The organism is Pontibacter locisalis (assembly GCF_042684605.1).
Taxonomy (GTDB): Bacteria; Bacteroidota; Bacteroidia; order Cytophagales; family Hymenobacteraceae; genus Pontibacter; species Pontibacter locisalis.
Map to the genome: position 1 here is coordinate 1 of NZ_JBHULU010000006.1, position 14688 is coordinate 14688.

Consider the following 14688-nt stretch of genomic DNA (forward strand, 5'->3'; position numbering starts at 1 on the left):
CATTTATGCCTTTGGCTCTTTTGCTGATCGTTGCCCGCTTTAGTGGCCTTTGATGCCCTCCAGCCCCTTAAAAGCCTGAAAGACACGCCACTTTAAAACCTGAAAATAATCCCAATCACGGCCAACTAGCGGATATGCGTAAACATACGGTTATTGCCACTATGTGCGAAGGTGATTGAGCCTGTTTTATAGCAGTTGCCTTTTCCTGTTCGCTTCTTTCCAGTAGTCTTCATACCCATAGCATATTCTTTAGCTAATATAGGAGTTATTTATAAGTTGTCAAGCGGGCTGGTGATTTTTTCCAAAGAGTGGCTGGTCACGTGCGTGTAAATCTCGGTAGTCCGGCTCGAGCCGTGGCCCAGCAGCGTCTGGATGTAGCGCAGATCCGTACCCTGCTCGAGCAAATGCGTGGCAAAAGAGTGGCGCAGTGTGTGAGGCGTCGCCTTCGTCTGGATTCCGGCCTTTGCCATGCTGGCCCTAAAAACATTACGGATGCTCTCCACCGTGTACTGCCCGCCCGTCTGCCCCTCAAACAGCCACACCTTTGGCCGATAGGTTTTATAGTATTCTCTGAGGCCCTCCAGCAGTTTCTGCGAAAGCAGCGTGGTGCGGTCCTTTTTGCCCTTCCCCCCACGGATTAGGAGCAGGTTCCGGTCTGACTGCACGTCTGAAAGGCGCAGGTTTATCACTTCCCCTATCCTTAGCCCCCCGGAGTAGAGCAACTGCAAGAGGCAGCGGTGCTTGATGTTCTCCGTGACCGAGAGAATCCGAGCCACCTCCTGCTTGCTGAGCACAGTGGGCAGGCGGCGGGGCTTCTCGGGCCGCTCCACCAGGTTTAGCTGCACCTCGTGCCGGCCCAGTACCCGCTGAAAATAAAACTTGACGGCGTTGATAGACTGGCTGATGGTGGAGAAAGAGTATTTCTGGCTCTGCACCATTCCCCGGTGATAGTGGTTGATCTCCTCTTCTGAAAAGGCATTGATCTTCTCCAGCCCCTGCTCCTTATGCCCGTTCAAAAAGCGCAGCAGAAGCGAGTGGTAGGTGCGGATGGTGTTCATAGAGTAATTGAGAAGAAAGAGCTTTTCCAGGTAAGCCACAGGGCAGGCAATATAGCCCTCGCCCTTGGCGTAGTTCTGCTCCCAGAGCCTTGCCTGCAGCCTCAGGTCCCGAACCTTCAGCGTCTGCGCCAGCCACAACTGCGCCACCCCCGCCACATCATCAAGCAGCAGGTGCAGGCTGTCGCTGCCGGCCCCCGTCACAAAGCACTTTAGCGCAGGCAGCCATCTGCAGCTTTTGCTAAGCCTCAGGCACTCATAGATGCTGGTGTCGTAGGCGTGGCTGATCTGCACCAGCGACTTCCCCTCATGCTCCAGCGGCTGCAGACGCACCACCGGCAACACCGGCGCTTTCTTTAGCGGCTCTGAAGCATGGCCCTCGGAGAGGATAACCAGGCCTTCTGCCGGCCTTAGCCTTTTGGGGCGGTTGAGGTAGCGGGCGTCTACCTTTGCCATACCATCAAAGTGGAGGTGCAGCCGCTCGATGCATTGCTCAGAGCGGTGCATCACAAAGCACTTGTAAGTCTTGCTGTAGCGTAGCCATTCGGCCTCCTTCAGCCGCTTTACGATGAAAGGGTTGGGCTTGTGCCAGATGCGGATAAAGGGCTTTCCATCGTGCTCCAGGGGATTGAGAAAGATGACCGGCTGTGAAGAGGTGTAGTACATGTCACGATGGATTGATTAACGGACACAATTACGCTCATTCCAAACACTTAGTCGGAAATTACCCGTATAGTTCCGTAAGTATCCGGGTAATCCGCTTATATCCGAATAATCCGGATATAAGCGGATAGGTACGGCTAAAAAACAAAACATGGAGAAAGAAAACAGGGGATGCGGGCAGTGTGGTGGCCCCATGGCGGGAAGATCAGACAAGAAATTCTGCTCGGACCAGTGCCGGGCGGCGGCAGGCAACAGGCGAAAAATCTCAGACGAAGGAGAGCAGTTAATGCGACAGGTGAACGCCACTCTGCGCAGGAACAGGCACCTGTTAAAGCAGGCAAGCCCGCTGGGAAAGACGACCATCAGGCGAACGGCACTTGAGCTTCATGGCTTCGACTTCCGCCACTTTACCCACCTCTACCGCGCCAGGAATGGAAACACCTATCACTTCTGCTACGACTACGGCTATATGCTGCTTGAGGAAGAGAAGATGCTCATCGTCAATTGGCAGCAGTATATGGGGAAATAAGCTACTTCCCTCCTACCTGTAGAGAACGGGTCATGGATGCTGTGCGGATAAAGGAACATATGCTTACATACTCGTATACTTACATACTCGTATAATGGAGTAAAAAAGTTGAAGGGAGGTGATTATACAGCTATGCGCTTATTCATACAGCTACCCTATTTACTTATTTTTTTAGATAAACCAATCCCATGTTCAGGAAAACAAGCATCGATAACGATCTACTCAAGGTTTTTGAAACGGTTCCTGACCCTTATCTGATTCTCTCCCCTGACCTTTTCATCATCACCGCAAGTAATGCATACCTGGAAGCGACACTGAAGCAGCGGGAGGACATCGCAGGTAAATATGTATTCGATGCCTTTCCCGACAATCCAGCTACTCCCCTTTCTAATTCTGTTTCCAACCTTAAAGCCTCGCTAAATGAAGTGTTAAAGACAGGGAAGCCACACCAAATGGCCCTGCAACGTTATGATATTCCCCTACCCGGGGCAAATGGAGGATTTGAAAAGAAATACTGGCAACCTATGAACACACCGGTGCTTGATGAAAAAGGAGCGTTTCTCTACATCATCCATAAAGCTATCGATGTTACCAGGCAGGTTGAGGACAATGCCCGGATTGAAGTCCTTGAGCAGAGCTACCGAAAAGAGCATAGTCTGAATAAAAAATTAGCTACTCACGGCCAGGAGTTGACAACTGCCAATGAGGGACTGATTGTTGCAAAGCACGCGGTTGAAAAGCTGAACAGCAAGCTGGAGGACCTGGTGCAAAAAAGAACCAACGAGCTGATACTTGCACAGCAGGAAACTGAACGCCAACGGAGTGTATTAAACGAAGTTATCATGGAAGCTCCGTCCCCCATAGCAATTATAGCCGGGAGAGAGATGGTTTACCAACTTGTTAATCCGGCCTATCAGCAAAGCTTCCCGGGAAGGGAGGTGTTAAACAAAACCGTGCTAGAAGCGTTTCCCGAATTAGCTGGCACGCAGATTCCGGCTATTCTTGATCATGTATATTGCAGCGGTGAGACCTTTGTTTCAAAGGAGATGCCCCTGATGCTGTCCCGCCATGAAGGTGCACCCCTGCAGCAGCTTTACTGGACCTTCACCTACCAGGCCCGCCACAATCAGCAGGGAGATGTAAACGGCATCCTGGTCTTTGCCCACGAAGTTACCGAACAGGTGCTTGCCAGAAAGAAAGCAGAGGAAAGCGAGCATCAGGTACGCTCCATCATTGAAAGCTCCCCGTCCCCCCTGGGTGTCTACGTAGGAAAAGAAATGCGCATACAATTCGCCAACAAGGCCATTAAGGATATATGGGGCAAGGGTCCAGATTTGATCGGCAAACGATTCAGGGATGTGTTGCCTGAGTTGGAGGGTCAGTCAGTATTCGGAGAATTGGACTATGTATTTGAGACAGGCATTCCTTTTCATAGCAAACACAGTCCTACGGAACTGCTTATAAACGGACAGCTGAAAACGTTTTATTTCAACTACATCTTCACCCCTCTTTTCAATGCTTCGGGTGAGGTGTATGGCATTATTACTTCTGGATCAGATGACACAGAACTTATACTTGCCCAGCAAAGACTGGAAGAAAGCGAATCCCGCTTTCGCAACATGATAGAGCAGGCGCCAATTGCCATTGGCCTAAGCCGTGGCAGGGACCACTTCATTGAAACCATGAATACCCCCATGCTGCGCATAGTAGGCAGGAATAAAGATGAGATCGTCGGAAAGAATCTGACACAAGCAATGCCAGAGACCAGAGACGAGCCATTTCTGGAAATAGTTGATTCTGTTCTGCAGACAGGTGAGGCCTACACTGGGAGTGAAGTGCCCATTTCCTACAAGCTGGGGGAAAACACGGTGCAACGCTACTTTAACCTCTCTTATACCCCCTTAAAAGAATTAGGCGAGGTAACAGGCGTACTACATGTGGCCGTGGATGTGACGGAACAGGTGGAAGGGAATAAGATAGAGCTGAAGCGGTTCAAGTTCATGGCCGACCAGGCGCGTGACTCCTTTATTCTGATACGGAAAGACGGCTCTTTTGCCTACCTCAATACAAATACCCTGGAGTCATGGGGGTATAATGATGAGGAAATGCAGCATTTGCACATGGCTGACATAGATCCCGTTTATGACCGGGAAGCTTTCATGCAATTGTTTGCTGAAGCTCAGAAAGAAGCTGTTCCACAATTTGAAGCACTGCATAAAACGAAAGGGGGTGACATTTTTCCCGTGGAGGTTAATGTGGTTGGATTGACTCTTGGTGAGACGCCCTACCTGTTTGCAATAGCCAGGGACATTACCAGGCGCAAACAGGCAGAGCAAGAGATGGAAGTCAGCAATTCTGAGTTGAAAAGGATGAACAGTGACTTGGACAATTTCATATACACGGCCTCACATGACTTGAAAGCGCCCATACACAATATCGAAGGCTTGCTTCACGCCTTGCTCCAGAACCTGTCCCCGGACACTTTGGCCTTGGATGAAAATCGACAAATCACCTCCATGATGCAGGAGTCTGTGGACCGATTCAAAAAAACCATTGCGAATCTCACGGATGTGGTAAAGCTCCAGAAGGAAAACAGCGGAGAAGCGGCACTGATAAATCTTTCGGAAGTAATTGAGGGTGTACGATTGGACCTTGAGCAGGTGATTCAAAGCTCGGGGGCTGAAATAGAGATAGACATTGCCGGTTGCCCCAGTGTTCACTTTTCGGAGAAAAACCTTCGATCAGTGATGTACAACCTGCTCTCCAATGCCATCAAGTATCGTTCCCCCGGGCGGGCGGCACGGGTGCAGATCAGTTGCAAGGCTTCCACTGACTTTCATGTCCTCTCGGTGAAAGACAATGGCCTGGGCATGGAAGCCAGGCATGTCGATCAGCTTTTTGGCATGTTCAAACGCTTTCATGCAGATATCGAAGGCTCCGGGATAGGCCTTTTCATGGCCAAGAAGATGATAGAGAACGCCGGGGGACGCATTGAGGTAGAAAGCACATTGGGTATAGGAACCACATTTCAGGTGTTTTTCCCATACAGCAAGAATAAGTAAATAGCTTGTTTCACTATGTATGCCTGGGCAAAGCAACTATCCTTAAGACATATTGTGGTTGCAATGGATTCCGCAGCGCTGTATAGATACGAAGCGCTTGTTTACGCCAACAAGCCCAATTCGTCCTGGGCAGTAACAAAGAATTTCGCTCTCCTCATTGCAGCAGGGGTGGAGATGTAGCCCAGCTTGCGCATCCAGTTGAGCAACTGCCCGTGCTCGTCTGATTGGCCGGTGTACTTCTGCCACAGCTGGGCTTTGGTGTACCGCCCCACGTACACCTGATAAGCACCGGCGAGCACAACGGCCACCGCAGCCGTCATGATCAGAAAATGGCTCAGGGGCTTTTGAAAAACCCCTGTGAATAAGGTTCAAAAATTCCATCCTTTGGTCTATCGAAAATTACCGGCCTCTCCCCTTCATTTTACAAACAATTAAAGCAAAAGCGCATGACTAACCTCGAAAACATGTGATTTATGTAACATACTTTTTTTACTATGTAACATAAAGCAGTTTGAATAGCCCCACCTTTGTATCATCAAAAACAGTTGAACTATAGAAAGGCTGGCTACTGCAAGTAACGAACAATAAGAAAACCCAGATTGAATTTAAGATACAAAATACCAGCATCAGCGAAAGCATTACCAAACTGCCGGAAGTACATCAAAAAAGACGTTAGGCACTAAAGCAGCAATTCCAATCCTAAGGTTATATATCTCCGGCCAGGTTACTGGTCAACAACTCAAACCATACAAAAAGCCAAGTACTTTAAGCAACGCCCTTTTTCAGACGAAATTAGGTGCTATTGTTTGTGCTTTAAAAAATCATCTTTAAACAGTTCCGGGAAGGCAAAGCAGGAACTATAAAAACCCCCTATTCAGAATTTTAAAAAACATTATATGAAAAGATTATTTACAATTACATTAACCTTTCTGTTTATCAGCTTTTTCACATTGAGTGCGACTGCCCAGGAAAAACACGGCGGCACGTTAAACTTAGGTATAGGCATTGGCGGCTACGGCGGCTACTATAAATATACTAACAGAACAATGCCTGTTATAAACGTGAACTATGAGTTTGATGTAGCCAAAAGGTTTACGCTTGCCCCGTTCATAAGCTTCTCTACTTTCTCAAACGATTACCACGACGATAACAACAACTATTCGTACAGCGAAACTATCATCCCGATTGGTGTAAAGGGCACGTATTACTTTGATGATATACTGCAGGCAAATTCTAAATGGGATTTTTACCTGGCCGGCTCATTAGGTTTTGCAGTTATAAACTCGCGTTGGGATGATGGTTATGATGGCGACAAGAACCATTACCGCAAAGGCAACCCGCTATTCCTGGACCTGCACATTGGTACAGAATACCATTTTAATAACAGAGTTGGTGCTTTCTTAGACCTTTCTACAGGTGTATCAACTATAGGCATCGCCATTCATTAATCAACTATAGCCAAAACAGAGTAGTTTATCCTGTAACTGATGTACCGGTTAAAAACCGGAGACCAGTTACAGGATAAACTATTTTGCGGTTATACTGGTATCTGATGCAGCAGGCACACTATAGTTTAAACCATAGGTTATAGTTTGCAGCTTAATGAATTAATGTTGCCGCACATACGTCTTACTTATACATCACAGAACCTGACTTACATGTTATTGTAAGATCCTGATCTCATTGCTCATCACATCGTACCGGGTTCTGATCTCATTGCCAGTAGCAGCGCCGTACCATACTCCCGGATTTGAGTATGCACTTTACTAAAACAAATGAAATTATATATCAAGTACATGGTGAGCGATCGCTGTAAAGCACTGGTGCAAAACGAACTTACAAATCTTGGTTTGCAATCAGAATATGTGGTAGTTGACCTGGGCGTGGTGGAGATACACAAAGACATTACCGACATTCAGCTCGAACAACTAACAGAAAACCTTAACAAGGCAGGGTTAGAACTACTTGATAACAGCAAAAGCAAACTGATCGATAAAATAAAGAAACTGATAACAGAGATGATCAATTCGCCGGAAGAACAGCCGAACGTGAATTACTCTGTTTACATCAGCGAGAAACTGGGTTATAACTATAAATACTTAGCCACTATCTTTTCCGAAGTAAAAGGCATTACCATACAGCAATTCATCATAATCCATAAAATAGAGAAAGCAAAAGAATTGCTGTTTTATGATGAGCTAAGCCTTACCGAAATTGCCCACCGCCTGCACTACAGCAGCGTGGCCCATTTATCGAGCCAGTTCAAAAAAGTAACAGGCCTTTCCCCCTCTTTCTACAAGCATCTGAAAGAAAAGCGTGCGGGCGTGCTTGAAAATCTGTAAAATATGAAACATACTTGAACAAGTATGTAAAGTATTGCCTCTCTATAACCCCCACCTTTGTCTATTCTATTATGTGCACACTTCACACTATAGGTATGGATAGACTTAAGTTGACTATTTCGGAACTGTAACCAGCATCTTACTGATAGATAATGGGTTTTACAGGAATAGTTAGTATGCTGCTGGTCTGCCTGAAAGTTTATTAAATCCAGTTATATACTTCCTGTCATGGTAACACCTCGACCTGAAAGTGCAGTACAATTTCTCTATTTCCAAAATCGCTTACGTTTGCCTATGCACCTTCAAAAACTAGAAACCGGAAACTCTTCCTTCGACCACATTGCCCATGGCGGCCTTCCACTTGGCCGCACTACACTTGTTGCAGGCAGCTCTGGTAGCGCCAAAACGCTGTTTGGTGCGCAATTCCTGGCAATGGGTATTCAGCTGTTCGATCAGCCTGGCGTGTTTGTTACCTTCGAAGAACAGGTAGATGATATTCGGAATAACCTGAAAAGCTTTAACTGGGATATTGACACCTGGGAAAAAGAAGGAAAATGGATATTTTTGGATGCTGCTCCCAAAGAAGAAAATATAATAGCAGTTGGTGATTTTGACCTAAGCGCTTTCAGAATAAGGTTAGAAAGAGCGGTAGAAAAATGTGGCGCTCAACGGGTAGTTATAGACTCCATCGGCAGCATATTTACGCAATTCCACGAAGAGATGCATACCATCCGCAGGGAGCTAATACAAGTAGCCCTGACACTTTCGCGGCTGGGAGCTACGTCTATCATCACAGCTGAACGCCTGGAAGAATATGGCAAAATCACGCGCTTTGGTGTAGAAGAATTCCTGACAGATAACGTGATCATACTCCGGAATGTGTTGCATAACGAAAAGCGCAGAAGAACTATAGAGATACTTAAGTTCAGGGGAAGTAACCACGAGAAAGGTGAAAATCCGTTTTCGATAAGCGCTGAGAAAGCTATCGTTATCATCCCGTTATCAGCCATGAACCTGATGCATATCACATCTAATGAGCGGGTAACATCAGGTATACCTGCCCTGGACGAAATGATAAACGGCGGTTTTTATAAAGGCTCTATCAACCTTGTGTCCGGGGCAATAGGTGCTGGTAAAACATTAATGGTCACTAACTTTGTAAATGGAATCCGGGAGAGAAAAGAGCGCTGTCTGCTTATGGCTTTTGAAGAAAGCAGCCAGCAACTATACCGTAATGCAGCAAGCTGGGGTATAGATTTTAAACAACTGGAAGATGAAGGACTGCTGAAAGTTATCTGCATTTATCCTGAGATCTCATCACTGGAGGATCATTTCATTAATATCCAGGAAATTGTAAAAACGTTCAAGCCTGATAGAATCGCGATCGATAGTTTATCTGCCTTATCTCGGGCTTCTTCTGATAAAGGCTTCCGGGAGTTTATCATCGCTTTTACATCGTATCTGAAGCATCATGAGATAACAGGCTTGTTTACGTCAAATACACCGTTGCTGGCGGGTGGCACATCCGATACGGAAGGAAACATCTCTCCTATCACGGATACCATTATTCTGCTGCGCTATGTAGAGATGTCCGGGGAGATGCAACGCAGTATAGCGGTGCTTAAAATGCGCGGCTCCAAACATGACACCTCTATCCGAAAGTTTACTATAACAGATGAAGGAGCCAACATAGGAAAACACTTTGAAGGCATAAGCGGCATACTTACAGGCAGCCCTATACTTATTAAACTTGAGTAACAAATAAAAAGCAACCATCATTAGCCGGTAATTAACCGGCAATATCAGCCAAAATTTAATCAATGAGCATGCATATATTTCAGCTCTTTATTAACGGACATAGCCTTAATTCAGTTGAGGCCGTGGACACATTACTCAAGATTTGCAGGGAAAATTTAAACGGAAACTATCAGCTTGAAATTATTGACATCCAGAAAGACCCTGATAAAGCAGAAGAGGCCGGCATTATAGCGATACCAACCCTTATCAGGATGGAACCGACACCTGTTAACCGCATAATAGGCGCTTTAAATGTTAGAAGCCGGGTATTGGCTGGTTTGGGAATATCCAGTATGCATGTTACGGTATAAACTTACAGGCAGTGTTATTACAAATGTAACACTACCTGTAAGTATAAATCAGCCTTCTGTTTCCGATAGAACAAGATGCAGCTACTTTAAAGAATTTTATAGCTTAAATAGACCAACTATAGATCTTACTATTTTCAACACGTGCGAATAATGTAACATGCATTTTGAGGTGCAACATTATTCCGGTTTTAGTTTAACACATTTTTAACATCATACAACAGTGCCTGTTATGGCAAATTGTCGAGAGGATGAAGAAAAAAATATTACTGATAGACGATGACAGCACTTACATCTATATCCTGAAACAGCTGCTGAAAAAGCATGATGAAGTGGGAGAGATTGTAACTGCAGAAAGTGGGTCTGAGGCGCTGGGTATCTTAAAATCAGACTTTGAAATGTGTCAAATGCCAGTGGTCATTATATCAGACATTGAGATGCCGGTAATGAATGGCATCTTATTTCTGAGGGAGCTGGAAAGTCTGAAACTGGTAGATCATAGGATAACAAAGATAGTGCTTAACAGCAACAATTCGCGGTACGATGATATGGACTGGTCAGTGGAAAGCCCCGATATAGTCTATTTCCAAAAACCCCTGAATTTTAAAAAAATACTCCTGATACTGAGCGATCAGCATTAGTTGTTATCATATCAGCCGGATCAATTCCATGCCGTAGCCCGAAACTGAAAAAGCAGTCAGTATATTTGGGGAGGAACACAGTTAAACCATACATATTTTAGTTTAAAACAGGCTCTCTATAGCTCGTCAAAACAACTTAAGAGACTCAACGAACGCTATGACACTGTTTATTAAATATATGGTTAGCCAACGCTGCAAAATGCTGGTGAAGGCAGAATTGTTCAATCTCGGGCTACAATATGAAGTAGTTGACCTGGGCACTGTGGAGATACTGGGTACTATTACACCGGAACAGCGCTCACAACTAAAAGAGAATCTGCTGGTATCTGGCTTAGAGTTGCTGGATGACAGGAAAAGCATCCTTATCGAGAAGATAAAGAACGTCATCATCGAGATGATCCACTACTCTGATGAATTCCCGAAGGCTAACTACTCCGACTTTATAAGCGATAAACTAAACTACGATTATACCTACCTGGCTAATATCTTTTCAGAAGTAAAAGGCATCACGATTCAGCAATTCATCATTTCGCACAAAATAGAAAGAGTGAAAGAATTGCTCCTGTACAAAGAACTTACTTTAACGGAGATCGCCCACATGCTCCATTACAGCAGCGTGGCCCATTTATCAAACCAGTTTAAAAAAGTAACCGGCCTCTCCCCTTCGTTCTACAAGAAACTAAAGCATAAACGCATGGCCAATCTCGAAAACATGTGATTTATGTAATATAGTTTTTTTACTGTGTAACATAAAGCAGTTTGAATTGCCCCACCTTTGTATCATCAAATACTGCCGTGCTTAATAAAGATGCACGCACCCGCCAGTAACGGAAAAAATAAATAACACAGATTGAATTTAAGAAAACTAGTGACTACCCTTGCGCTTGCATCGGTTGTTGTAATTGCCGGATGTAAAGAGGATACATTCATAGAAGATCTTGGGGTTTGCCCCGTTGTTATAAGTACCACTCCTGAAGACGGAGCCACCTCGGTCCCTCTCACCTCTCATGTTACAGTTACCTTTAATGAGGAAATGAACCCTGAGACTATCACCCAATCATCTTTCACCTTAACAGGATCGGAAAAAATACCAGGCGAAATATCCTACAACACCGAAACCAACACCCTTACCTTTATACCTGAAAACGAACTAAATTATGCCACCACTTACACAGGCAGAGTTGCTCCCTCTGTTAAAGATGTACTGGGTAACGCGCTACAAACAGATTATGTCTGGACCTTTACTACCATCGCTGCTTCAATACCAGCAGTAGTTTTAACAAACCCGCTTAACCTGGCAACTGGTGTGCCCCGAAATCAAGTGATCAATGCCGGATTCAGTGAAGCAATGATTCCTTCAACGATCACAGCCACTTCGTTTACCCTGAAAAATGGTACATCAACTATAGCCGGCAGCATCAGCTATACTAGTACTACAGCTAAGTTCTCACCTGAGAATAACCTGGCTGCCAACACAACTTATACTGCAACTATAACTACAGCTGCCAAGAGTAAAAATAATGCTCCTTTGGCTGCTAACTATACCTGGACCTTTACGACGGGAGCTGACAATACACAACCCGGTTCCCCGGCAATGGGCGTTGACCTTAAATCGGTTGGCCGCTTCGGTATCTTTGCAGGTGTAGGTATCAGTAACAATGCTGGCTTCAGTGAGATCAGAAACTTAGATGTAGGCATAACTCCTGGTGTTCGCTCATCAGTAACCGGTTTCCCGCCGGCTATAGTTGTGAACGGCGCCATTTATGCATCAGATGATATTGCACCTCCGGGAACTGCAGCTATGTTGTTACAAGCTAAGCAGGATTTGTTAGAAGCGTATCTGTTTGCTGAAGGAGCCTCTTCTCCGGCACCAGCTACCGTAGCCGGCGACCAGGGTGGTAAAACACTTGCACCGGGTATCTACAAATCAACTTCAACTTTACTGGTACAGGCCGGTGACTTAACACTGGATGCACAAGGCGACCCGAATGCCGTCTGGATCTTTCAAATAGCCTCGGACTTTACCACAGTTGGTGGCGCAGGCGGTAACATTATACTTACAGGCGGCGCACAGGCTAAAAACATCTTCTGGCAAACAGGCAGCTCAGCAACTATAGGCGACGGTACTTCCTTTAAAGGAAATATACTTGCCCTGACCTCTATCACCATGAACTCAGGTGCCAGAGCAGTAGGTAGAATGCTTGCCAGAAACGGCGCGGTTGTAATGACCAACACAAACATCATCGAGAAGCCTTAATCAACACGAACATGAAGATCAAAAATAACAATACCGGATCGCGCCAAGCGTGGTCTGCCTCTAAGCTTGCGCTCAAAAGTATCGTACTTAGCACCATTATCTTTACAGGAATACAGGCTCCGGCCCAGGCCCAGAATGCTCCGTTCACTAAACCATCGTGGTGGTTTGGTGCATCAGCCGGTGCAAACTTCAACTTCTACAACGGTTCTACTCATAAACTGAACTCGCAGCTTACGCCGCCTGTAACTTTTCATGAAGGCAACGGTGTAGGTCTTTTTGCAGCGCCACTTATAGAGTATCGTCGCCCGGAATCGAGATGGGGACTGATGCTGCAGACAGGTTACGATAGCCGCAGAGGTGAATTTAACCAACAGACAACCGCTTGCGATTGCCCTGCAGACCTGAGTACCAAGCTAAGCTACATTACAGTAGAGCCAAGCCTGCGCTTCTCTCCTTTCAAAGCCTCAGGGTTTTACCTGATGGGTGGCCCGAGACTGGCCTTTAATGTGAAGAAAGAATTCACCTACGAGCAGGGCGTAAACCCGGCTTATACGGATCAGCAGACAAGCTCTAGCGTAAAAGGTGACCTGAGCGATGTAAAAGAGAGACTTCTTTCGATGCAGGTGGGTGCTGGTTACGACATTCCGCTTAACTCACAGAACAACCGCACACAACTTGTACTTACTCCATTTGTAACGTACCAGCCATACTTCGGCCAGTCGCCGCGCAGCATCGAAACCATGACGGTAAACACGTTAAGAGTTGGTGCCGCTATAAAGTTAGGACGAGGTAAGCCAAACGCAACAATAGCTGCCAACGATGTGCAGTTCACGGTTAACTCGCCTACCAATATTACGGCAGACCGCAGGGTAAGAGAGACCTTCCCGCTTCGTAACTATGTGTTCTTTAACCAGGGTTCTACAGCCATTCCGGATCGTTATGTGCTGCTTGAGAAAGACCAGGTAAAAGACTTTAAAGAAGATCAGCTGGAAGTATTTACTCCTAAAACATTAGCTGGCCGCTCTGATCGTGAGATGACAGTATACTATAATGTACTGAACATACTTGGTGACCGCTTAGGCAAAAATCCATCGGCAACCATAACCCTGGTAGGTTCATCAGAGAATGGTCCGCAGGAAGGTACCGTAATGGCTGAAACTGTGAAAAGCTACCTTGTAAATACGTTTGGCATCAATGCTTCGCGCATCGCTATGGAAGGACGTAACAAACCTAAGCTGCCATCGGAACAACCGGGTGGTACCAAAGAACTGGAACTGCTTCGTGAAGGTGACCGTCGTGTGTCTATCGAAAGTAACGCACCGGCCTTGCTGATGGAATTCCAGAGTGGCCCTGAAGCTGCCTTGAAACCGGTAGTGATATCAGCCATACAGGAAGCACCGCTTGACAGTTATGTAACGTTTACCGCATCTGGCTCTGATAAGGCTTACACTTCTTGGTCTATGAACATGACAGATGACAAAGGCATCGTTCAGAACTTCGGACCATACATGCAGGAAACTGTAAGTATACCAGGCAAATCCATATTAGGAACACGCCCTAAAGGCACGTACCTGGTAACTATGCTGGGCACCAAAGAAGACGGTACCATCGAGAAGAAAGAAGCTACCGTGAACATGGTACTCTGGACTCCGGCCAAAGACGAAGAAGGCCAGCGTTATAGTGTACTTTATGAGTTCAACGACTCTAAAGCGATAACTACTTACGAGAAATACCTGACTGAAATTGTGACTCCTGAAATACCACAAGGTGGCAAAGTGATCATACACGGTTACACTGACATTATCGGTGACGATACCAACAACAAAAACCTGTCGCTGGCTCGTGCTAACGATGTGAAAAGGATCATCGAGAACAGCCTGGCGAAAGCAGGCAGAAAAGATGTGACCTTTGAAGTGCACGGATTTGGCGAAGACCAGAAACTGGCACCATTCAATAACAAATATCCCGAAGAGCGATTCTATAACCGTACGGTTATCATCGACATCATCCCCGGAAAGTAAGAAACCCGTTTAT

Annotated in this window: 12 protein-coding genes; 10 read left to right on the forward strand and 2 right to left on the reverse strand. The window is 45.9% G+C overall.

Features of this window, described 5'->3' with window-relative positions; genetic code table 11:
* Window positions 1-269: 269 nt before the first annotated feature.
* Window positions 270-1721 (reverse strand): tyrosine-type recombinase/integrase, encoded by a 1452-nt coding sequence (locus tag ACFSRY_RS05055; protein WP_377503685.1) that lies wholly within the window; start codon window positions 1719-1721, stop codon window positions 270-272.
* Window positions 1722-1911: 190 nt separating this feature from the next.
* Here ACFSRY_RS05055 and ACFSRY_RS05060 point away from each other — a divergent pair, with 190 nt between their 5' ends.
* Window positions 1912-2247 carry a hypothetical protein gene (locus ACFSRY_RS05060; protein ID WP_377503687.1) on the forward strand — a complete coding sequence of 112 codons (336 nt, stop codon included), beginning with the start codon at window positions 1912-1914 and terminating at the stop codon, window positions 2245-2247.
* 188 nt (window positions 2248-2435) lie between these two features.
* Window positions 2436-5309 carry a PAS domain-containing protein gene (locus ACFSRY_RS05065; RefSeq protein WP_377503689.1) on the forward strand — a complete coding sequence of 958 codons (2874 nt, stop codon included), beginning with the start codon at window positions 2436-2438 and terminating at the stop codon, window positions 5307-5309.
* 101 nt (window positions 5310-5410) lie between these two features.
* Here the strand turns inward: ACFSRY_RS05065 and ACFSRY_RS05070 are convergent, their stop codons facing one another.
* The gene (locus ACFSRY_RS05070) at window positions 5411-5629 is read right to left on the reverse strand and encodes a hypothetical protein (RefSeq protein ID WP_377503691.1); all 219 of its coding nucleotides are present in this window, start codon (window positions 5627-5629) and stop codon (window positions 5411-5413) included.
* A 576-nt stretch (window positions 5630-6205) separates the two neighbouring features.
* Between ACFSRY_RS05070 and ACFSRY_RS05075 the strand changes: the two genes are divergently transcribed.
* The 8 genes from ACFSRY_RS05075 (at window position 6206) to ACFSRY_RS05110 (ending at window position 14675) form a co-directional block, all read left to right on the forward strand.
* Window positions 6206-6757: a hypothetical protein gene (locus ACFSRY_RS05075; RefSeq protein ID WP_377503693.1), complete on the forward strand. Its 552-nt coding sequence runs from the start codon at window positions 6206-6208 to the stop codon at window positions 6755-6757.
* Window positions 6758-7084: 327 nt separating this feature from the next.
* Entirely contained in the window at window positions 7085-7651 is a 567-nt protein-coding gene (locus ACFSRY_RS05080; RefSeq protein WP_377503694.1) for a helix-turn-helix domain-containing protein, read from the forward strand.
* Between the two features lie 294 nt (window positions 7652-7945).
* Window positions 7946-9409, forward strand: coding sequence for a circadian clock protein KaiC (gene kaiC, locus ACFSRY_RS05085; RefSeq protein ID WP_377503697.1), 1464 nt, complete (start codon window positions 7946-7948; stop codon window positions 9407-9409).
* A 62-nt stretch (window positions 9410-9471) separates the two neighbouring features.
* Window positions 9472-9759 carry a circadian clock KaiB family protein gene (locus ACFSRY_RS05090; RefSeq protein WP_377503699.1) on the forward strand — a complete coding sequence of 96 codons (288 nt, stop codon included), beginning with the start codon at window positions 9472-9474 and terminating at the stop codon, window positions 9757-9759.
* Between the two features lie 248 nt (window positions 9760-10007).
* Window positions 10008-10397 (forward strand): response regulator, encoded by a 390-nt coding sequence (locus tag ACFSRY_RS05095; protein ID WP_377503701.1) that lies wholly within the window; start codon window positions 10008-10010, stop codon window positions 10395-10397.
* A gap of 157 nt (window positions 10398-10554) precedes the next feature.
* Window positions 10555-11115: a helix-turn-helix domain-containing protein gene (locus ACFSRY_RS05100; RefSeq protein ID WP_377503703.1), complete on the forward strand. Its 561-nt coding sequence runs from the start codon at window positions 10555-10557 to the stop codon at window positions 11113-11115.
* A 132-nt stretch (window positions 11116-11247) separates the two neighbouring features.
* Window positions 11248-12654: an ice-binding family protein gene (locus ACFSRY_RS05105; RefSeq protein ID WP_377503705.1), complete on the forward strand. Its 1407-nt coding sequence runs from the start codon at window positions 11248-11250 to the stop codon at window positions 12652-12654.
* Window positions 12655-12665: 11 nt separating this feature from the next.
* A complete protein-coding gene (locus ACFSRY_RS05110) occupies window positions 12666-14675 on the forward strand; it encodes an outer membrane beta-barrel protein (RefSeq protein ID WP_377503708.1) in 2010 nt (669 codons plus the stop codon).
* The last annotated feature ends 13 nt before the right edge of the window (window positions 14676-14688 follow it).